The organism is Streptomyces coryli (genome assembly GCF_011044975.1).
GTDB classification, from domain to species: domain Bacteria; phylum Actinomycetota; class Actinomycetes; order Streptomycetales; family Streptomycetaceae; genus Streptomyces; species Streptomyces coryli.
In genome coordinates this window covers 1-19417 of record NZ_JAAKZV010000152.1, presented here as the reverse complement: position 1 = coordinate 19417, position 19417 = coordinate 1, and the positions used below count along the sequence as shown (strand labels likewise).

Annotated in this window: 17 protein-coding genes; 9 read left to right on the top strand and 8 right to left on the bottom strand. The window is 69.7% G+C overall.

Annotated elements, in window-relative coordinates; genetic code table 11:
* The first annotated feature begins 308 nt into the window (after positions 1-308).
* Both G5C51_RS27445 and G5C51_RS27440 read left to right on the top strand, forming a co-directional pair.
* Positions 309-1913, top strand: a complete 1605-nt coding sequence (locus G5C51_RS27445; RefSeq protein WP_165240916.1) for a helix-turn-helix transcriptional regulator — start codon at positions 309-311, stop codon at positions 1911-1913.
* Entirely contained in the window at positions 1913-2488 is a 576-nt protein-coding gene (locus G5C51_RS27440; protein WP_165240915.1) for a transcriptional regulator, read from the top strand. Before G5C51_RS27445 ends, G5C51_RS27440 begins: the two co-directional genes overlap by 1 nt.
* A gap of 154 nt (positions 2489-2642) precedes the next feature.
* Here G5C51_RS27440 and G5C51_RS27435 read toward each other — a convergent pair whose 3' ends face one another.
* Positions 2643-2801, bottom strand: a complete 159-nt coding sequence (locus tag G5C51_RS27435; RefSeq protein WP_165240914.1) for a hypothetical protein — start codon at positions 2799-2801, stop codon at positions 2643-2645.
* Between the two features lie 339 nt (positions 2802-3140).
* On the opposite strand from G5C51_RS27435, the gene G5C51_RS27430 reads away from it, so the two are divergent.
* Complete coding sequence (locus tag G5C51_RS27430; RefSeq protein ID WP_165240913.1) at positions 3141-4067, top strand: alpha/beta fold hydrolase; 927 nt, start codon at positions 3141-3143, stop codon at positions 4065-4067.
* 276 nt (positions 4068-4343) lie between these two features.
* Here the strand turns inward: G5C51_RS27430 and G5C51_RS27425 are convergent, their stop codons facing one another.
* Positions 4344-4691 carry a hypothetical protein gene (locus tag G5C51_RS27425; protein ID WP_240929958.1) on the bottom strand — a complete coding sequence of 116 codons (348 nt, stop codon included), beginning with the start codon at positions 4689-4691 and terminating at the stop codon, positions 4344-4346.
* Positions 4692-5479: 788 nt separating this feature from the next.
* Between G5C51_RS27425 and G5C51_RS27420 the strand changes: the two genes are divergently transcribed.
* Entirely contained in the window at positions 5480-5956 is a 477-nt protein-coding gene (locus G5C51_RS27420) for a hypothetical protein (protein WP_165240911.1), read from the top strand.
* A 367-nt stretch (positions 5957-6323) separates the two neighbouring features.
* On the opposite strand, the gene G5C51_RS27415 is transcribed toward G5C51_RS27420, so the two are convergent.
* A complete protein-coding gene (locus G5C51_RS27415; protein ID WP_240929957.1) occupies positions 6324-6881 on the bottom strand; it encodes a transglutaminase domain-containing protein in 558 nt (185 codons plus the stop codon).
* 453 nt (positions 6882-7334) lie between these two features.
* Positions 7335-7970, bottom strand: a complete 636-nt coding sequence (locus tag G5C51_RS27410) for an SMI1/KNR4 family protein (protein ID WP_165240910.1) — start codon at positions 7968-7970, stop codon at positions 7335-7337.
* Positions 7971-8145: 175 nt separating this feature from the next.
* On the opposite strand from G5C51_RS27410, the gene G5C51_RS27405 reads away from it, so the two are divergent.
* On the top strand, positions 8146-8334 hold the full coding sequence (locus G5C51_RS27405) for a hypothetical protein (protein WP_165240901.1): 189 nt from the start codon (positions 8146-8148) through the stop codon (positions 8332-8334).
* Positions 8335-8480: 146 nt separating this feature from the next.
* On the opposite strand, the gene G5C51_RS27400 is transcribed toward G5C51_RS27405, so the two are convergent.
* From G5C51_RS27400 to G5C51_RS27390, 3 genes are all read right to left on the bottom strand, one after another.
* On the bottom strand, positions 8481-9986 hold the full coding sequence (locus G5C51_RS27400; RefSeq protein ID WP_165240909.1) for an FG-GAP repeat protein: 1506 nt from the start codon (positions 9984-9986) through the stop codon (positions 8481-8483).
* 595 nt (positions 9987-10581) lie between these two features.
* Positions 10582-11172 carry a hypothetical protein gene (locus G5C51_RS27395; RefSeq protein ID WP_165240908.1) on the bottom strand — a complete coding sequence of 197 codons (591 nt, stop codon included), beginning with the start codon at positions 11170-11172 and terminating at the stop codon, positions 10582-10584.
* 26 nt (positions 11173-11198) lie between these two features.
* A complete protein-coding gene (locus G5C51_RS27390) occupies positions 11199-11900 on the bottom strand; it encodes a TetR/AcrR family transcriptional regulator C-terminal domain-containing protein (RefSeq protein ID WP_165240907.1) in 702 nt (233 codons plus the stop codon).
* Between the two features lie 115 nt (positions 11901-12015).
* Here G5C51_RS27390 and G5C51_RS27385 point away from each other — a divergent pair, with 115 nt between their 5' ends.
* Complete coding sequence (locus G5C51_RS27385; protein ID WP_338118315.1) at positions 12016-13524, top strand: MFS transporter; 1509 nt, start codon at positions 12016-12018, stop codon at positions 13522-13524.
* Positions 13525-13639: 115 nt separating this feature from the next.
* Here G5C51_RS27385 and G5C51_RS27380 read toward each other — a convergent pair whose 3' ends face one another.
* A complete protein-coding gene (locus tag G5C51_RS27380) occupies positions 13640-14239 on the bottom strand; it encodes a hypothetical protein (protein WP_165240905.1) in 600 nt (199 codons plus the stop codon).
* Positions 14240-14849: 610 nt separating this feature from the next.
* On the opposite strand from G5C51_RS27380, the gene G5C51_RS44130 reads away from it, so the two are divergent.
* From G5C51_RS44130 to G5C51_RS27365, 3 genes are read left to right on the top strand one after another with little or no spacing between them, the layout of a single operon-like run.
* On the top strand, positions 14850-16145 hold the full coding sequence (locus G5C51_RS44130) for an AAA family ATPase (RefSeq protein WP_165240904.1): 1296 nt from the start codon (positions 14850-14852) through the stop codon (positions 16143-16145).
* A gap of 30 nt (positions 16146-16175) precedes the next feature.
* Positions 16176-17933: a Mu transposase C-terminal domain-containing protein gene (locus G5C51_RS27370; protein ID WP_165240903.1), complete on the top strand. Its 1758-nt coding sequence runs from the start codon at positions 16176-16178 to the stop codon at positions 17931-17933.
* Positions 17930-18697, top strand: coding sequence for an AAA family ATPase (locus G5C51_RS27365; protein WP_165240902.1), 768 nt, complete (start codon positions 17930-17932; stop codon positions 18695-18697). The genes G5C51_RS27370 and G5C51_RS27365 overlap by 4 nt, the downstream gene beginning before the upstream one ends.
* The last annotated feature ends 720 nt before the right edge of the window (positions 18698-19417 follow it).

Here is a 19417-nt window from a genome sequence, read left to right as displayed (position 1 = left end):
GCCGAGGCGCCGCCCGTCCGCGGCGGGCGGCGCCTCGGCTGGTCCTTCCTGGGCGCCCCTCGAGAAGGGAGGGGTGGTCAAGCATTCCGAAGGGTTCCTGGCGGACTTTGCCGGCACCCCGGGCCCGCCGGGCTTGCCGGACCCTGCCGGCGCGCGGCTCTGCGGGGCTGCCGCTGTCCGCGCCGGAAGGCGGCAGAGAGGGGCAGCAGGGAGGAACAGTAGAGGGGGGGGCGGTCACCCCATTGACCGTACGCCGGACCGTACATGCGGCGTACGGATGGCCTAGGGTGTGGGCCGGGAGGTGCCGGATGCCCGACGAGAAGACGGCCCAGCTCTACAACGCGGTCGACGAACTCCTCACCCAGAGCGTGGTGTTGCCCCCACCGGGCGAACGCAAGCGGCTGCGTGAGGCGCACGGACTGCGCCAGGAGGACGTCGCAACCGCGCTGCATGTGCGCCGCGCGACCGTGGGGGCCTGGGAGAGCGAGAACCCGAGGACGCAGGCCGACCCGCGGGGCGCGGAACGCAAGGCATACGCCCGCCTCCTGGCCAAGCTCGCCGAGCTCTACCCACCGCAGGCCGCCTCGGCACCCGAGGTGCCGCCGCAGGCCTTGACCGAAGCACCCGTTCAGCCTGCGCCGCCACCCGCGGCTGCCGAGGAGGCGCCTGCCGCCGGGCCGGCCGGGCCGGCCGGGCCGTGTGTGCTGTGCGGCCGGCCGGCCACGGACGTGGTGGAAGGCTTCACCCAGCATCTCGACCCGGCCGACTGCACCCCGACCGCACCGCAGCCGCCGCCCGCCGGCCGGGCGGCGGTGCCCGTTGTGAGCCCCGGGCCTGAACCGGCAGCCGCCCCACCCGAGCCGCCGGAAGCGCCGGCGGTGCGACCCGTTTCCCACCCGCCGCGCCAGAGCGCCTCTCAGCGGACGAAAAGCGCCGGTAGCGGCAGCGAGCTACCGGTCGATGAGATCCACCAGGTGGTCGTCGCCGAGGCCACCAAGGCCGGCGGGGACATGGAAGCGGCGACCGCCGCTTTGGTGAAGCGGGCGATCCCGGACGCGATGGCGCTGTGGCACCTGACGCGGGTGGCCTCGCGCTACGACGTGCTCTTCCGCCCGCCGCGCCCGGACATCCTCAAGAAGCGCTCCAAGCAGGGCGCGGATGAGATCTGGGAAGCGCGCCCGAAGTGGCGCAACACCGCCCTGCTGAAGGACAAGGCCAGCCCTCCCCGCGAGGTGACGGTTCTGGACATGAACGGCGCCTACCTGGCCGCGCTGAAGGCGCACCTGCCGCACAAGATGCTCGAGCACGACACGAGCGGCGCCTACGACCGGCGCCGTTCCGGCGTCTACCTGATCACCCCGCCGGAGTGGACCCACGCAGATCTGCCGAACCCGATCGGCAACCGCGACACCCCGGGGGAGCTGTGGGTCACCGACGCCACCTTGCGGTTGCTGCTGCGCGCCTCCGGTCCGAGGTACGAGCTCTGCGCACCGCCGGTGATTCACGAGTCGTGGACGGCGGCCGGCTCGGAGAGCCTGCTGGAGAAGTTCCGCGCCACCCTCGCCGCGGTAAGGGAGGAGGCGCTCGCCAACAACGATGCGATGACGCTGGAGTACGTGAAGTCGATGTACTCCAAGTTCGTCTCGACCTGCGGGGAGTCCAGCCACAACCGGGACATCGAGCGCCCGGAGTGGATGCACATCATCCACTCCCAGGCGTTCGCGAACCTGTGGTGGAAGGCGTACAAGGCGCATGAGGCCGGGCTGGCGGTGGTGCAGATGGCCGGCACCGACGAGCTGCACGTCACCGGCGGCGACTGGCGGCAGGTGTTCGACGAGGGCCGCGGCCTGGCCGAGGTCAAGGTCAAGGACACCTACACCATCGGCGGCACCACTGCTGGGGGTGGGCGCTGATGGCGGGCCGTTGGATGACCTTCGGCCAGTACGGCGCCGAGGGCGTGCCCGGAAAGCAGGCTCTGGCCCGTCAGCTGGACGAGCTGCTCACCGGCATCGTCTCTGAGGTCACCACCGAGCGTGGCCTGCACGCGAGGTTGAAGTACCTGACCGCCTCACCCGCGGGCTATGCGGCGATGGCACGGGCCGGGATCGATGTCACCCCGCGCACCTTGATGCGGTGGCTGTCGGAGGAGGCCCACCCCACCCGCGTCAACCTGACCCGGATCGATGCCGCCTACTGGGACCTGCGCCGCCGCAACGTCGCGAAGGATCTCAAGGGCCGCCTGAACGCGCGCGGCCGCGGCACCCGCATGGAGATCTACCCGGTCGAGCAGCGCGGCGTCATCGCGCAGCGCCGCCGCGACATCCCCATCCGCTCGGTCAACGTCCGCCTCGTCTGGGACGACATGGTCGACGCCTGGCTGAACGAGGACGAGCGGACCCTGGACGAGATCTGGGACGACATCATTTGTGATCTCGACTCCAGCTGGGACGCCTACAGCTACGTCACCGCCGTCGGCTTCGGTGCATAAGCACACCTGAAGGGGCCTTAGATTTCGTGCCGAAATCTCACGGTCGACGTCGGATGGGTGTTCGGAGGCGAGGCGAGGCGAGGCGGGACACCGCTGTTGCCTGCCGCAGTGAAGTCGTCGAAGCCCGTCTTATTCTGGTTCGCGGCGCCTGGCATCATCCGCCGAACCACATCACTGCGCCGAGTGCGCTGACCGCCCCGCCGATCACGGTCAGCAGCCGATACGGCACGTGCTCAACGACCACGTGCAGCCCACCCCAGTGCAGTTCCAGGAAAGGGGCGGGGTGTTCGGCGCTCGGGTGTCGCGACACCATGCCGGCCTCCGTCTGGTCCGGGTCAGCACGGTCGCGAACGATCCGCGGCTTCCATTGTGTACCCGAGCGTCTTCTCAAGTGAACCCGCACGCCGCGCCGGCCCCTGCCGGGTTACGCCCATGCGCGGGGGCGTGGGAAGCCATTCCTTGGCCACCAAGAAGCCCTGAACTGCCGCACCCAGCGGTCTGTTGCACCGCATCGCCGGCGGCACCCGGACAGTGTGGGAGCGGGCGTTTGAAGTTCTCGAAGCGGTGCCCGGTTCGCCCAGCGGGGGAGCGGTCACGCCGTGCACATCGCGGGGTAGCGGCCCGGAAACGTCCGCGGTCCAGGATCGGCGCTGTGCTCCAGTACCGAGAGGTGCATGGCTACCGGCGGGCCTACCGGATGGCGGGGGAGGGGCCGCCGCTGCTGCTCCTGCACGGAATCGCGGACAGCTCCGGGACCTGGTCGCAGGTGATGCCCGCGCTGGCCGAGCACTACACCGTCATCGCGCCCGATCTGCTCGGGCACGGCGAGTCCGCCCGGCCGCGGGCCGATTACGCCATCGCCGCGTACGCCTGCGGGATGCGGGATCTGCTGACGGTGCTCGGAGTGGACCGGGTCAGCGTTGTCGGGCACTCACTGGGTGGCGGGGTGGCGATGCAGTTCGGCTACCAGTTCCCCGAGCGGTGCGAGCGGCTGGTGCTGGTCAGCAGCGCGGGTATGGGGCCCGAGGTGCATCCGATGTTCCGGCTGGCCGCGGGGCCGGGGGCGTTCGCCGGGATGTATCTGCTCACCTCGCCGCTGGCCCAGGCGGTGGCCGCGCTCGCCGAGCCGGTCGTCCGGCTGGCCGGCGGCGGGGGCCTGGGCCCGGATCTGCCCTATGTCATGGACCGTTACCGGCGCTTCGCCGATGCCGCTGCCCGGCGCGCCTTCCTGCGCACGGTCCGGGCGGCGGTGGATCTGCGCGGCCAGCACATCACCATGCTCGACCGGGGCTATCTGGCGCGGCATCTGCCCACGCTGATCATCTGGGGCGGGCGGGACCGCATCATCCCGGTGGCGCACGCGGCGGCGGCGCACGAGGCGCTGACCGACAGCCGGCTGGAGATCTTCGAGGCGTCCGGCCATTTCCCCCACCACCATGAGCCCGACCGGTTCGCCGCAGTGGTACTGGACTTCCTGCACACCACCGACCCTGCGGACTACGACCGCTCGGTGTGGCGCGAGGAACTCCGCAACGGCCCACCGCCGGCCACCGTGGAGGAGCCGTCCAGCGGGAGCTGACAGCGCCGACAGCCGGTGCTGCAGCGACCCGCCACCGCCAGATCCGCAGCACCGACTGGCCACAGTTGTGCCCACAGCAGGTTCAGATGGGTTCTGACCCTTGCCCGGCCCGTTGAACGCGGGAGCGAGCGGGGCGACGAGCGGCACCGGCCGATTTCACAGATTCCCACCAGCCGCCCACCCGCTGCGCAGGAATCGCACACCGGCCGCTACGCCACGACACCGCGATCAGCAGGTCCGGCCCGCCCAGCGTGAGCGCGATCGGCATCCGGTCGATCAGTTGGTGAGGGTGACACAGGGCAGCCCCACGCTGTGCCCGCCGCGGAACCCTTCGGCGCACAGCCGGGTGCCGGCCGGGAAGTGCCGCTGCGGGTAGGCCTGGTCGCGATACGTGCGAAAGGCGCCCACATCCTCGACCTTGGTGGGGGAGGACCAGCCGTTGGTGGTCCACACGCGTGCGCTGATCCTGTTCGGCTGGTTGGTGTTGGTGACCGACACTTCGACCCGGCCCGCATAGGTTCCGTGATCGTAGGTCTCGATGCAGACGGAGTGGTTGCACCACTTGCCTTCCGCTGCCGCCGGCGGCCCGGCGGCGAGGACGAGACCGCACGCCGCAGCGCTCATGCCGACTGCGGCACGTGACTTTTGGAACATACGCATGCAGCGCTCCGCCTTTGCACCTGAGGCCCGTGACCTCTGGTGTCTACCGGTCGGCGACAAAAGCACAGCGGCGGCGCACCGACGGGACTCGAAGGAGTGACGGCCCGGAGCCGGGCGAGGGTGGAAGCCGAGCGCTGGACCGCGCCCCGTGGACGACGCCGTGGATGTGCTCGCGAAGGTCTTCTCGAACTCGAACTCGAACTCGAACGTGGCGAGGCGCCCTTCGCGCAGCTCGGCACTGCCCAGGTCCAGGACGACGCAGGACCTCTGGGCAGCGCCGCCGGCGCCACCGGCCACTCCCAGCTGCGGCCCGTCGACGAGCGCCTGGTGGCAGCGGAGACGCTGCGCCGTCTCGCCCCCGGGGCACGCCGTCGTCGCCATCGGCCACCCGCTCGACACCACGCAGAACGTGCGGATCGCCCTCGCCGGCCGCCCCATCCATCCCCCGGGCCGTCCCGCCCGTACGCAACGAACGCCGCCCGGTCACTCTCGCCAAGACGCCGACGCCGCGCCCCGAGCCGGCCGCGGCCAGCCCCTCAAACCCGCAACCTCGCAGCCCTCGCCGCCCGTCGACGTCTGAGAACCTGCACCCGACGACGGCGAGAAGGAGCAGCCGGAGGCGACGGTCGAGGCCGCGCCGCCTACGGTGGACGGTGCCGATAGGTGGCACCGAGCGGCTGATCCGGGGTCGGACAGCGCGGTCTGCTGTCCGCTGCCGCCGGGCCGTAGGCTCGCCGGTCGGGGGTGTGAGCATGCGCGACAGTGCACAGACCGCGGTTATCGCGGTAAGCGCGGTGGCCGGCCTCGCGGCCGGTGCGACGGTGCTCGTGCCGGGAATCCACGCCATCCGTACCGAGGGCGGCAGCGCGTGGAACATGTCCTTCAGCCACGTCGGCGGCATGGTCGTGGTGGCGGCGCCGCTGATCGTGATCATGTTGCTACTGCCGCGCCTGTTCATGGACGCGCAGGGGGTGATCTCGCGCCGCAACCTGTTCCGCTACCGCGTAGCGCTGGTCATTCTGTTCTTCGCGGCAGAGGTGCCGATCTTCTCTTACGTCGTCCCGGGCATCGTCGGGCTGGGGGCCCCTGACGGCTACACCTGGAGCGCGGTGCTCGGCTGCCTGTTCGGAGCGCTCGGCGTCGGCGTCGGCGTCGGGGCGCTGACGTGGTGGCTGCTGATCGTCATCGTCGAGCACGTGCGGGACGGCGGGCCGCCCGACCAGTCCTAGAGCTCGTTACCGGGCCGGCGCTAGAAGACTTCAGCGCCGGTTCCCATGGTCCTGCCGCCGGCTCGGAATGTCGGATCGGAAGTGGGCGTGCCCGCGACTGTCGCGACGAACGCGAGGACCACTGCCGCCACGAGGGTCGTGGTCGCCAGGACAGTTCTCCGGCTCATGGGCTTTCCTCTCGTTGCGAGGTGTGCGGGGCGAAGGCCGCCGGCGGTAGTAGTTCGCGCGAGACCGGCGAGCGGATGGGTCGACTCCGAGGTGCCCTGGGCGACTATGGCGGTGAGTTCGAAAGGCGCTCTCGGGGGCTGATCTCATTCGTGTGGCTCTGCGCCCCAACTGACCATGAGTGCTTCAGCTGGCCGCGCCCTCAGCTGATGATGCGCTGGGGGACGGCCAGATCTTCGTTGCCGAACAGACGGGCCAGAGTTGACGGATCGTCCTTCGAGTTGGCGTCGGCGACCCTGTCGATCAGTTGGTCGTAACCGGGTCCAGTCCTGCCCTCGTAAGCCTCGGTCATGCGGCCCCACTCGTCCCAGGGCAGCGTCTCCTGCTTGCAGAGCGAGGCGAGGTCACGGACGGCGTTGCCGCTGATCTCGTGCGGTCCCCAGGCGTGATCGGTGCCGGGAACCCCGAACGTCTGCGGGTCGATCATGCCGCGGCGGTATCGGAGCCATGCTTCGCCGCCGGTGAGGAACTCATCTGGAGCGAGATGCTCCGGGCGTTCGACGAAGTCCTTGCCGAGATGTTCGGTGTCGATGCGCACCCATCGGTGCTGGTCGTCGTCCCGGTACTCGGTGATCCAGTGGTCGTAGCCGCGGCCTTCCTGGAAGTAGGTGCCGAAACCGCAGCGGGCCCGGGAAGCGACACCTCGCGCCCGCAAGATCGCGCAGGCGATGGTGGCGAAGTGGCGGCAGGTGCCGACCAACCCGGGTCTGTGACGTGCGGGGCTGGTGCAATGGAGCAGGGTCCAGGGCGGTCAGGGCGGTGATCAGTTCGTTGACCGGGCGGATGTTCTTCTCCGCGATCCGGTCCTCGGTGATCCCCGACGCTGAGGCAGCTGAGGCATCCGTGGGCTGGATGACCAGGCTCTGAACAGCGGTGCAGATGCCCACAGGGTCGTGGGGCAGTCCCTCGATAAGCGGGAGTTGCCCCGCATCCAGGGTCGTGAAGGGGCCGGGCTGCGCGTAGTTCAGCACGTCATCGGTCACAACCGGGCAGGGTAGAGACCCAGCCCGACGTCTGGACCTGCCCAGGTGGACGATCACCGGTGCTGCCGCCCGCCGACTCGCCTCCCGAACCGACCGACGGATGCCGCTCGTTCACCACGTCATAACCACCTGGGGCAAAGGACCCCGGGAACGTGCCGATAACACCTACGTCACGGCAGTAACCGCCCGAACTTCCCGTACCGCGGTGGCTCGTCCTCCTCCTCGGCGGTGCTCTCCTCCACCCACTCGAGCTCACCGTCGTCGGATCCCCGGGGCACATAGCCGCCGGCCCACATCCGCTCCTCCAGGCCGACCGCGACCGATGTCAGGAGCGCGGGCAGGGAGGCCATCCACCCCACCGGCTCGAAGTGGGTGCCGACCTCGTGGTCGGCGATGCCGATACGTCCCTGCTTGGTGCAGTCACGCTGGTCGATCACCATGGAGTTCCCGCTGCCATCCCATGCGATCGGGATCCACTGAGCGTGCCACCACGGCCCGTACTCCCGCTCGGGGTCCCAGGCGGCGCCGTCATCCCGGTTGATCCGCATCCGCTGCTGCCAGTCGTCCGTCAGGCCGCGCACTGCGTGCAGCGCCCACCAGGTGGGCAGCAGCGTGCCGGCACCCGACCCGTCGTGACGGAGCAGCGACTCCACGAGCGCCCTGGGGAACGACAGCCCCAGCACCGCTTCGGCCTCGGCGATCGCCTCGGGCGCCGCCGGCTGCGGCAGCGATGCGAAGGTGCGGGGTGCGTGCTCCCGCAGCCATGCTTCGATCCGGAGCCAGGCCGGAGTTACGGAGACCGACATGGCGGACAGTATGTGCGCTCTCGGCAGCCCGGGGGAGGCCTGCGCCCACCCCAGGGGGGACAGACCGCGAGCAGCTTGAGATCGGGGTCACCAACGAACCCGCGGGCCGCTCCCAGGACGGTCCGAACTCGACCGCCTGCTCAAAGACCCGCTCTCCAGCGGTCCCCGCACCCTCATGCTGGATAAGGCCCAATGGCCGGCCGGCGACGAGCTGGAGTACTGCCGATATCTCTGGGATGACCCCTACACCCAGCTCGCGATCATTTTCGTCGGCGGCGACGGCTGCTACGCCGCGCTGCGCAAAGAGCCCACATTGTCCTCCCGGATCTATCCGGCAGCGCCTCACCCGCCTGAGTCCCGATGAGGTCCGCGAGGCCGTTCCGCTGTACCACCCGATGCGGGCCGAAGCCGACCCGGAAGACATCGCGTTCGCGGACCAGCACGCCGCGCACGGCTACTTCATTCAGTCCCGGCCCCGCCGGCACGAGGCCGCCGGGGCCGGGACGCCGGTTACTCGTCGATCGCCGCGCCGAACAGCGCGTTCGCCTCCGGTGCCCCCAGGTGGGCGGCGCCATACGTCCATGTGCCTGGGGCCTTCAGGCCGGACGACGAGCCGGGGACGACCCAGACGTAGCCGTCGTTGGTGTTCTCGCCCGGGGCCGACGCCAGCAGGCCGAAGACGCCGTCTTTGTTGGCGTCGCTCAGCCGCACCTGGCTGCCCCAGCGGTCACCGGACTCCGCCGTGCCGGGGATGTCGGCGGTGTTCTGGCTGAAGCCCTTCGCGCCGGCGGCGATGAGACCCGCCCCCGAGCCGCGCAGCACCGCCACCGCGCCCGCGTCGGCCTTGCTGCCGATGTCCTCGCCGGGAGCGCCGATCGCAAGGTCCGGGAGGCCGTCGCCGTTGGTGTCGCCGGCCGACAGCTCACTGCCCCACTCATCGCCCGCCTCCGCGGTGCCGGGGAGGTCGAAGGAATCCTGGTGCCAGTACGACACCGGCTCCGGCTCGAGCCCGGCCAGGTCGCCCCTGCCCAGATAGAGCTTGATCCCGCCGCCCAGCGGCGCGTTCGGGCCCGTCTCGTTGATGACGAGGTCGTCCTGGCCGGTGCCGTCCCAGTCGCCGGAGACGACGGCCGGGCCGCCGTCGAGCGTGCCGCCGTCGCCGAGGTCGGCGACGTCCGGCGCGCCGTGCAGCACCTGCACTTGACCGATGCCCGGCTGGTCGCCGGTGCTGACTCCGCCGACGGCCAGGTCGGCCCAGGAGTCCTCGTTGTAGTTGCCGTGGCTGAGGTTGCGGAACTCGAAGCCGGAGGCCTTCGGCGCGACGTCCTGTGCCCGCAGGCTGCGGTCCGAGATCTTGATCTGCGGCTCCGCCGTGCCGGGCGGGGCGGTGAAGAACAGCAGCGCGTCGTCCGCCAGCACGGCGATCGAGTCGCGCAGGTGGGCGTCGGGGTTCGCCGGGTCCGGGGCGAAGTACCGGGCCGCTTCGATCGCCCGCCCGAAGTTCACGCCGGCCCGGGGCCCGTCGGGGTCCTGCAGCCATGCGCTGTCGGACCCGTGGAGTCCGGTCGGCGAGCCCCAGAAGACGACGGCGCCGCCTGCGTTGGACTTCCCGGCCAGGTCCTCGTCCGGGATGCCGACGATCGCGTCGTCGTAGCCGTCGAGGTCCAGGTCTCCGGTGGCGACGGCCCGCCCGAAGGCGTCACCGGCCTCGGCCCCGCCCGGGACACCCGCGGTGTTCTGGTGGAGGATGCTCTTCTTGGTGGTGCTGATGCCGTCGGCCGAGCTGTACTGCGCGGTGACGTAGCCGGCGCCCCGAGCTCCGCCCACCGTGGCGCCGGGGGCGCCGATCAGTACGTCGTCGTAGCCGTTGCCGTCGAAGTCGGTGTTGCGCTGCTGCCAGCCGATGGACGGAAACGGCGGGTCCGCCGCCTGGGCGGCAGGGATGGCGAGCACAGCGCCGCCGCCCAGGGTCAGGAGCGTCGCGGACGCGAGGGCCGCGCTTTTGATGTGACGCAAGGAGAACCTCCCAGGTCCTCAAGGTGGTCCGCGGCGCACTGTCCGGTCGCGGCGAGGTGTCCGTGGGGGATGGCGGACCAAGGCGCCTCACTTCCCATGAGGCGAGCAATGCCCGTATCTCTGTGACGTAGAAGACATCCGAAGTTCGCCCGGGGTTGTACGCCGATAGGCCCAGCTGCCGAGCGCGGCTGCGGCCAGCTGGCGCTGCGCCTCGCCGACGCCGAGAAACCCGCGCTGCGCGACGCCACCGACGCCCGACTGCGGTCACCACAGGGCAAGTCGTACCAGCACTACCTCGACCACCGGCCCGGCCCCCACCTCGAGGGCGTCGTCCGCCGCGGCCTGGCCCACCTGAAAGCCAACGGGCTGATCCGCCTCGAGCACCCCAGAGACAGCTGGGCGCTGCCAGCGCTCGGAAAGTCACTCAACACATCATCACGCCCAGTGGCCGCGCCTGACAGCACCGCATCGGCCAGCCGTCCCGTTGCGTCCGAGCGCCCGGGCCTCTGCGCGACGGACGCCCGGACCCCGGCGTCCTCCTCGGCGAAGGTTGCTCGGCTCATGCGGACGACTGCACCGCGAATTCCGTACGCTGTTATTCCGCCGCTTTGCGTAGCCGCTCGATGACCATGTTTCCGCGTGGTGAGAGCCGATACCCCACGGCGAGGCTCTCGGTGAGCCCCCGCTCCTTGAGGGTGCGCACATCCGCCTTGAAGCGGAGGGTCTCCTGTCCGGCGAGGGCGGCCAGTTCACCGGCACGGACCCCTGGGCGGTCATGGATCAGTTCCAGGACTTCCCGGGTCCATGGCCCGCGTCTGCTGCGGGCGTCGATCCGCGCGAGGTCCTCGATGATCTCGTCCAGCTCGGCGGCCGGGATACGGGTCTGTGCACGCAGCGCGACCCGCGGGTCCGCACCGGCGTACCGCACGCCGATGCGGTAGAGCCGGCGGTCGGTGCCGGGCCGCTGGTCGGCCAGGAGCTCGGCCCGGCCGGCGTATCCCGCCCGCCGCGCGTCCCGCTCGGAGATGTCCGCTGCAGCTACGGCCGTTACCTCCCCGACTTCCACCACACCGGCCTCGGTGCGGAGCTGCGTGCCGCGCCGCACACTCGGCCTGCGCCAGCTGCGGAACGCCAGATCGACCTGCCCGGACACGATCTTGGCCAGAATGTCCCGGGTGAAAAGCAACAGCGCCTCCGTCAGGGATGTAGCGGTCAGACCGGTCGGCGCTGCGCTTCCAGGCCGTCGAGGAGGTAGGCAAGGCCGGTGCGGTAGCTGCCGTCCCAGTCGTCGTCGTAGAGGTAGCCATTGGCGGCCAGGGTCGGGTAGCGGTCGCCGGCCGTCTTCAACTGCTCCTGTCCCAGGCGGCGTTCCTCATCGGTGATACGCAGCGTGGCCTGCGATGAAGCCGCGCCCATGACGTGGTTGTAGAGAACCCAGGTCGCAGCCGAGAGCGCGTCTCCGGTGAAGCCGGCGCGGACGAGTGTCGCCTGGAGGATCTCCATTCCGGCGAGGAAGTGCGGACCGATGGTGGGCCGCCGCCGGGCCGGCACGGCGGCGGCCCAGGGGTGACGCAGCAGTGCACCGCGCCAGGAGGCCAGTACTGCGGTGACGTCTTCGCGCCAGTCCTCGGCGCGGCCGGCGGATGCCTTCGGCGGCGCCTCCCCGAAGATCGCGTCGACGGCCAGGTCGATCACGTCGTCCTTGGTGTCGACGTGCCAGTACAGCGAGGGCGCGACCACATCGAGGCGCTCCGCGAGCCGCCGCATGGTGAGCCGGTCGATTCCCTCCTCGTCCAGCAGGGCGATGGCCGCCTGAACGATGCGGGCCCGCGTCAGCGGCGGCTCGCCCCGCCGGTCGCGCCGGGGCCGCAGCCAGACGCTCCACACGTCATTTCCCGCCTCCGCCTTGCCCATCGCACCTCACTCGACGCCCGCTCCGGCCGCATCGACCGGTCCGGCCAGTGTAGTACCGTGTTCGACGCAACGAACACTGTTAGGGAAACTCGTACGTCGTTAGGGGAGCGGAATGGTGAAGGACGATGCACGCCGGCGGTGGACCCTGCTGGCCGTGAGCGCGGCCCAGCTCCTGGTCGTGCTGGACGGGACGATCGTCAATATCGCGCTGCCCTCCGCGCAGCGGGCGCTCGAGATGTCCGATGCCAGCAGGCAGTGGGCGATCACCGCCTACGCACTGGCCTTCGGCGGGCTGCTGCTGATCGGCGGCCGGGTCAGCAGCGCACTGGGCCACCGGCGTACGTTCATCATCGGACTGCTCGGCTTCGCGGCCGCCTCCGCACTGGGCGGCGCCGCCATCAGCCCCGAGATGCTGTTCGGGGCGCGGGCCCTGCAGGGCGTATTCGCCGCCGCCCTCGCGCCCGCCGGGCTCTCGCTCCTGACGATCACCTTCACCGAGCCGCGCGAACGCGGCCGCGCCTTCGGGGTGTTCGCGGCAGTGGGCGCCGCGGGCTCGGCCATCGGACTGATCGCGGGCGGGCTGCTGACCGAGTACGTGGGCTGGCGCTGGTGCCTGTACATCAACGTCCCCCTCGCGCTGCTCGCCGTGCTCGGCGCCGCCCTCGTGGCGCGCGACCGGCCGGGCCGGAAGACCAAGAGGCTGGACGCGCCAGGTGCCCTGCTCAGCACCGCCGGCTTCGTGGCGGTCGTCTATGCCTTCAACGAGGCCGCCTCGTTCGGCTGGGGCTCGGGAAAAGTGCTCGCGCTCCTGGCCGCCGGAGCGCTGCTGCTGGCCGTGTTCGTCACCATGGAACTGCGCACGCCCCACCCACTGCTGCCGATGCGGATCCTGCTGCATCGCGCACGGGGCGGCGCGTTCCTCGCGATCACACTGATGTTCGTCGCGATGTTCGGCTTCTACCTCTTCATGAGCTACTACACCCAGACCATCCTCGGCTATTCACCCGTCGAGGCCGGCCTGACACTGATCATCAACGCCCTGGCCACGCTGCTCGCCTCGACCCTCATCGCCGGGCGGCTCCACGGCCGGGCATCCCCGGCGGTGCTGATCCTGCCGGGCCTGCTCGCCGCGGCCGCCGGCATCTTCCTGCTGACCAGACTGACGCCACAGACCACGGAGGTCTTCGGACTGTATCTGCTGCCCGCACTGCTACTCACCGGCCTCGGCCTCGGCCTGGTCATGCCCCCAACGGCCAGCCTGGCGACGGCAGACATCGACCGGCAGGACATCGGCGCCGCCTCAGCGGCATACAACGCCGGCCAGCAACTCGGCGCCGCCCTCGGCACGGCCCTGTTCAACACCCTGGCGGCCACCGCCGCGGCGACCTACCTGACCGCGCACCCACACGCTGCCGCCAGTGCGGGCGCCGTACACGGCTACACCACGGCACTGACCACCGCGACCGCCATCCTCCTAGCAGCCACGCTCCTGACCGCACCGCTGATCCTCACCCGGCGAGAGCAGCGGCATCGATCAGCAATCGAGAAGCGCCCCCTGACAGGCACACCCAGCGTCAACGACATGTCACCAAGGCACGAGCAGAGGAAGACCAGCGATGGGTGACACGACGTCGAAGGCCGGCCGGACGTGACCATCAACCACATCGACTAGCCGCGAAGAGTGGGCACTGCTGCGACGCCCGCTTGGCCGACGTCGGCCAAGCGGGCAGGCCGCGCTACTAGAAGCACCAGTAGAGCTTATTGTTGGTGCTATAGGAGACTTCAGTTTTGATTCGGTCGTCTTCCTCGATCGCAAACTCGATCACCGTGCGATAGGCCCACTGTGTATCGTTCGTGTGCGTGCAGGTGTACACAGAGTCCGTGCGGGGCCTTCCACCGAACCAACCCTTCTTGCAGTTCTTCACCCAGTCTCCGTCTGTACGGCTCACCACAGACCAGGTGCCGGTATTTCCGTTGTATTGCTCAAGGTCCGCACTCAGCTTGCAGGAGTCCGGGTTCTTGTTGCAGCCCGTCACCCTACCCAAAGCGTGAATGTCCTTGCTCGTCGCTGTCAACGTGAACGGATCCTCTGCCACCGCTTGGCACTCGATCACCCGCGTACCCGTGGACGGCAACGACGCCGTCAGTTGCGAATCCCTCACCACCGAAGAATCGGCGCCGCTCGAACCAGCCGTGCTTGCGCCCGCCGAAGCCTTGGCAGCTTGAGGCGAAGTACCTGCGCCTTGTGCAGCTTCGGCAGTAGAGAGGGACGAGATACCCAATCCCGCGATCGCCAGAACTGCGGGCACCATGGTGCGCTTGAGCGTTCGTGTCGCCATGTAATTTCTCCCCGTTGTTTCCCGGAAATCTGGAAGGCCAGACGGCTCGTCGGCTCCAGATCCGGTGCTGTAGTCAACCGGCAGCATTCTGTTCCGATCGTCCGCCGGCTGCCCTTGCTACGAACGACAGGCACGTTAGTGGCCTCTACGACGCGGAACGTCAATCTCGCGTTGGAGTTCAAAAGCAACTCTCGCGGTACACAATGGGAGCGCACTACAACTAGCGTTGCATGTATGGCTGAATCTGGACCGCTGGGAGCCTGTGGCACGTTAAGGCGGCCGTACACACCGCCTCTGTGAGTGGGTTGGGTGGTGTCAGCGGGTTGGGCGTCACCGAGTCGGTTGCGGGGGAGTGGCGTGCTGGTCTGGCCTTTTGCTGCCCGTGAGTTCGGAATCTTGGCTGTCGTGGGGTGACCATGCTGCTGTCGTGAGTCAGCGATGAGGGCTAGCACACCTGGGGTGCGGCTGACGCGGGAATGGGCATTCCTGTGCTCGCGCTGTCGGTGCCGGGTGTGTGCTGGCCGGTATGAGTGCTGGCTTATCGCCCTCACGTGGAGCGGTGGCGCCCGTCGGGGGAGCAGCGCCGGCTGCCGCCGAGGGGATGCCGCCTGTGTCGAAGTCACAGGAGCGCCGGCTGGCGCGGCAGGTGGTCGTCGGGCGTCTGCTGGCTTTGGAGGAGTCCGGGAAGCTGCATTCGGTGCATGTGAGGATCGCGGCTGAGGCGGCCGGGGTGTCGACACGGACGGTGTGGCGGTGGCTGGCTCAGGGACGCGCGGGCCAGCTCACACCGACGTATCGGCGTGGGGGTTTCACGCTGGATGACGCGTTGTGGGCGCGGCTGGAGGCGTTGGGCGGGAACGTCGCCGAGCTGCATCGGGAGTTGGATGCTGCCGGTGAGGCCTCACCGCTGGCCGGGCGCGTGCCGTCGCTGGCGACGATGCAGCGTGCTGTGCGGGAGCATCTTCGGGCGGGCCGGGTGCTTCAGGCCGCCCACCCCAAGCGCAGCCCGGTATCTTCTGACCGCTATGACCGTGCGGTGGCCGAGCTGGCGCTGCCGGGCACCGGCGGCGAGATGGACCGGGCGCGGCCCGAGGCCGCCGCCGAGCACGATGGGGCTGTTCAAGAAGCCGACTCCGCCCCCAGCACCCGGCCGGCGTCGCCTCCGGTTGGGGTGCGCTTGTACGTGCCGGGCGCGCACGTGGTCTCGACGCGCCACCTCGGTGAGGTGACCGAAGCACTCGCGCACACGGTCGCTGCCCGCGGCATCGTGTGTGTCTACGGCGATCCCGGCCACGGCAAGACGGTCGCTGTCCACCGGGCGCTGCGGCTGATGGCCCGCCGCCTGCCCGTCCATCACGCGCTGGTGGCGGTCAAACCGGCCCTGCCACAGCTACGCGCCACGCTGCTGGCCGCTTTCGGGCTGCCGATCAAAGCCCTCACGAGCCGGACGGACGCGGCGGATCGTGCTCTGATCGACGCCCTGGCCACGCCGGGTGTGCTGGTCATCGATGACGTTCAGCGCATCGCCGTCCCGGAACTGGATTACCTGCGCCTGCTCGTCGATGCTCCGACCACCCAGACCGCCCTGGTGTTGTGCGGCGCCGGCGCAGAGCGCACCTTGGCCCGCGCGCCGGCGCTGGCCTCACGCATCCTGACTTGGCAGCACACCCCTCGCCTCGAAGCCGCCCAAGTCCCCGCCGTGCTGCGGTCGTTCCACCCGCTGTGGCATACCGCCAGCGACGAGGATCTGCTGCACGCGGACGAGATCTGCGCCCACGGCAACTTCCGCACCTGGGCAAAGATCACTTCCCACATGTACGCGGCCCTGGACCGCCGTCCGGTGGACCTCGTGGGTCGCGCGTTACTGACGTGGGCCTGCTCCCGCCTCGGCCCCACGACCACCTAAAGAAGCCACCCCCCAAGGGCAGGCACGCCGATGAACACGATCACCCCAGACGACGGGCCTCCCAAAGGCCTGGCCCCCTCGCCGGCCGCTCCTTACCTCGACGCGGTCTCGGCGACCGCGCTGCGCCGGCCCGCGGTGCGCCGTCTGCTCGCTTTGCGCGCCGAACGCCGCCTCACCCGCGCCCACGTCCACACCACGGCCCAGTGCCTGAACGTCTCGGACCGCACGGTGTGGCGCTGGCTGGCCGCAGCCACCTCCACACCTGAGACCGCCGCGAGCCCCGGAGCCCGTCACACCAGCCGCTTCGAGATCACGCCTGAGATCCGGGTACTGCTGGCGTACTGGCACGGCAACGCTTCCGCGGTCCACCGCGAACTCGCAGCCCGCGTACGTGCGGCCGCCGAGGCGAACGCGAGTGCAGACGCCCCTGCCACGGACTCTGCCACCGCCTCGGCCGCACGGCCCGCCGCGCCACCTCCGGGCGGAGCACCCACTGCGGCGGTGCCGGTGCTGGATACGGTGCCGTCGTTGTCGACGTTCCTGCGGGCGGTGCGCCGGGATGTGACGGCGGGGGAGCGGGCCGGCTACCGAGACGGCCCCGAGGCCGCCCGCTCCTACGACGTATTCGCCAAGCGCCCCCGCACCTGGCGCAACGACGTGTGGGAGGCCGACCACGTCCAGGCCCCGCTGCGCGTAGAAGCCGACGGCACTCTCGTCCACCCCTACGTCACCTGGTTCATCGACTGCGCCACCAAGACCATCCCCGGCCTCGCGGTCACCCCCGGCTACCCCACCCGTGCCTCGATCCTGGCCGCGCTGCGCTCCGCCGTACTGCGCACCGCCCCCTACGGCCCTGTCGGCGGCCTGCCCGCCCACGTACGGTTCGACCGCGGCCGAGACTTCCTCTCCCGCACCGTCTCCACGGCACTGACCGCCCTGGACGCGGACATCACCGTTCTCCCGCCCTACAGCCCGCACCTGAAGGGCAGCATCGAGAACCTCAACCGCAACGCCACCCGCATGCTGTTCGCCGCCCTGCCCGGCTACACACCGAAGAAGCCGCGCCGCCGCCCCGACCGCCGCCCGGCAGCGCCCGTGCTGTCGTTTGAGGCGTTCACCGAGGAACTGCTGGCATGGACGCGGTGGTGGAACACCGAACACCAACCCGACGGCCTCGGCGGCGCCACGCCGCTTGAGGCCTGGCAGGCCGATGCGACCCCGCTCAACGACGTCCTACCGGCGGACGTATGGGCCTTCACGCTCGAGGACGACGGCCGCACCCGCACCATCACCAGCCATGGAGTGCGCTTCCAAAACCGGGACTACATCGCCGACTGGATGACCGGACAGGCCGGCCGCGAGGTGACGGTGCGCTTCATGCCCCATCACGGCCACGAGATCGAAGTCTGCACACCGCACGGCCGCCGACTGGGCACCGCGCACCTGGCCGACCAAGCCACGCCCGAGCAGCTCGCCACGCTGCGCCGCGCTCGTACCCAGCGGGCCCGGCGTCTACGGGCCGAGGCCAAAGCCGCGGAGCGGCTGCGCCGGGACCGCTTCGCCCCCACCACCGAAGCCACCCCAGCCCGCCGCCTGAACACCATGACCGCCGCCGCGGCCGCCCGCGAACTCGACGAGCACCACGACACCGATCTGTCCGCGCTAGCGCTGCCGGACCTGATTCCGCCCGCACCACCGCCGGCCGACTGGGCCACCCCCGCCTCCTTGCGCTCGGGCACCCGAACTGCCGGGCCGACGCCCGACCCCACCCATGAGGACTCGCCATGACCGGTCACCTGCCGCCCGCGCCCTCCGACCAGTACGTGACGCTGCCCGAGGCACGGCTGGTCACCACGAAAGCGCTGCTGGCCGCCCGGGAGAACCTCGCCGACACGATCACCGCCCGGGCGATGATGTGCCTCCACGGCGGTGCCGGCTTTGGCAAGACCGTCGCAGTCACCAGCTGCCTGCGCGAGCTCGAACCAGATGAGGACATCCGCCGGATCACCTTCCACGCCCGCCCGACCACCCGCGCGGTACGCCACGAGCTCTTCGCCGCACTCGAACTGCCCGGCCAACCCCCGCGCTACCCATCCGAGTTCGACCACCTACTCAAAGACACCCTCGCCACTGCCCCCCGTACCCTCGTCCTGGACGAGGCCCAGTGGCTCTCAAGCGAGCAGCTGGAGTACTGCCGCTACCTCTGGGACGACCCCTACACCCAGCTCGCAATCGTCTTCGTCGGCGGCGACGGCTGCTACGCCGCGCTGCGCAAGGAGCCGATGCTGTCCTCCCGGATCTACATCTGGCAGCGCTTCACCCGCCTGAGTCCCGATGAAGTCCTCGAGGCCATTCCGCTGTACCACCCGATCTGGGCCGAGGCCGACCCTGACGACATCACCTTCGCCGACCAGCACGCCGCGCACGGCAACTTCCGCGACTGGGCCCGCCTGACCGCCCACACCCACACAGCCCTCGAGCGTCTGGGCCGTGCGCGTGTCGACCGGGAGGCGCTTCGCTGGGCGTTCAGTCGTCTCGGCTCCGGCGGCTAGAGCGGATCACCGCGGCCCAGATCTCTCCACACCGGTAAGATCACCACATCTAAATTGGATTAGACCAATTAGAGATCTTGCTGCACCTGTTCAACTGCCATGAACTCTCACCCTAGGTAATCAACTAGATGAAAGCGTGATGGCGCGTCAGGCCGCACCCGGACGGTGCCGGCAGCCACAAGCGAGCACAAACCAGCACACGTTACCGGACCAGTTGCCCTCGCCTCTCCATTCTCCTGACGAAGGGTTTCCTCAAAGGATTTTCCATTCCCGCATATCTGAGCAGCATCCCGCTGCCCCCTACAGGCGAACTACCTGCAAGAGGACACACAGAGCCAGCACCGCTCCCACCCCGGAGAAGCACCCTCCAACTACCCATCTGAGGTGCTCCGATGAGGGAACTACGCGCGCCAGCACCAAGGTAATCCCTCTGTTCGACCACTTGGTCTCCGCATCCCGGGATAAGGATAGCTGTTTCGCACCTCACGGGAATGGAAAACCAAGCCCGCCACCCCTACGCTCACCCCGTAGCCAGCCAAGAATTCGCGGAGCGAATTCGAACCACTATGAATTGCGGAGCAATTCATAGTGGGGAAGCCAACGGAGTTGGCTTCCCCACCGCCGGCGGAGCCGGCGGTGCACCGCGCGGAGCGCGGTGCAGTTACGTCGCGTAGCGACTGTCCCTAATACACATCTTCGCGCCCACGAGGCATGTAACTA

Excerpts from the sequence above, each read along its gene's own strand:
- G5C51_RS27445 (WP_165240916.1), top strand. The coding sequence starts at position 309 with ATGCCCGACGAGAAGACGGCCCAGCTCTACAACGCGGTCGACGAACTC.
- G5C51_RS27440 (WP_165240915.1), top strand. The coding sequence starts at position 1,913 with ATGGCGGGCCGTTGGATGACCTTCGGCCAGTACGGCGCCGAGGGCGTG.
- G5C51_RS27435 (WP_165240914.1), bottom strand. The coding sequence starts at position 2,801 with ATGGTGTCGCGACACCCGAGCGCCGAACACCCCGCCCCTTTCCTGGAA.
- G5C51_RS27425 (WP_240929958.1), bottom strand. The coding sequence starts at position 4,691 with ATGAGCGCTGCGGCGTGCGGTCTCGTCCTCGCCGCCGGGCCGCCGGCG.
- G5C51_RS27420 (WP_165240911.1), top strand. The coding sequence starts at position 5,480 with ATGCGCGACAGTGCACAGACCGCGGTTATCGCGGTAAGCGCGGTGGCC.
- G5C51_RS27410 (WP_165240910.1), bottom strand. The coding sequence starts at position 7,970 with ATGTCGGTCTCCGTAACTCCGGCCTGGCTCCGGATCGAAGCATGGCTG.
- G5C51_RS27405 (WP_165240901.1), top strand. The coding sequence starts at position 8,146 with ATGCTGGATAAGGCCCAATGGCCGGCCGGCGACGAGCTGGAGTACTGC.
- G5C51_RS27390 (WP_165240907.1), bottom strand. The coding sequence starts at position 11,900 with ATGGGCAAGGCGGAGGCGGGAAATGACGTGTGGAGCGTCTGGCTGCGG.
- G5C51_RS27380 (WP_165240905.1), bottom strand. The coding sequence starts at position 14,239 with ATGGCGACACGAACGCTCAAGCGCACCATGGTGCCCGCAGTTCTGGCG.
- G5C51_RS27370 (WP_165240903.1), top strand. The coding sequence starts at position 16,176 with ATGAACACGATCACCCCAGACGACGGGCCTCCCAAAGGCCTGGCCCCC.
- G5C51_RS27365 (WP_165240902.1), top strand. The coding sequence starts at position 17,930 with ATGACCGGTCACCTGCCGCCCGCGCCCTCCGACCAGTACGTGACGCTG.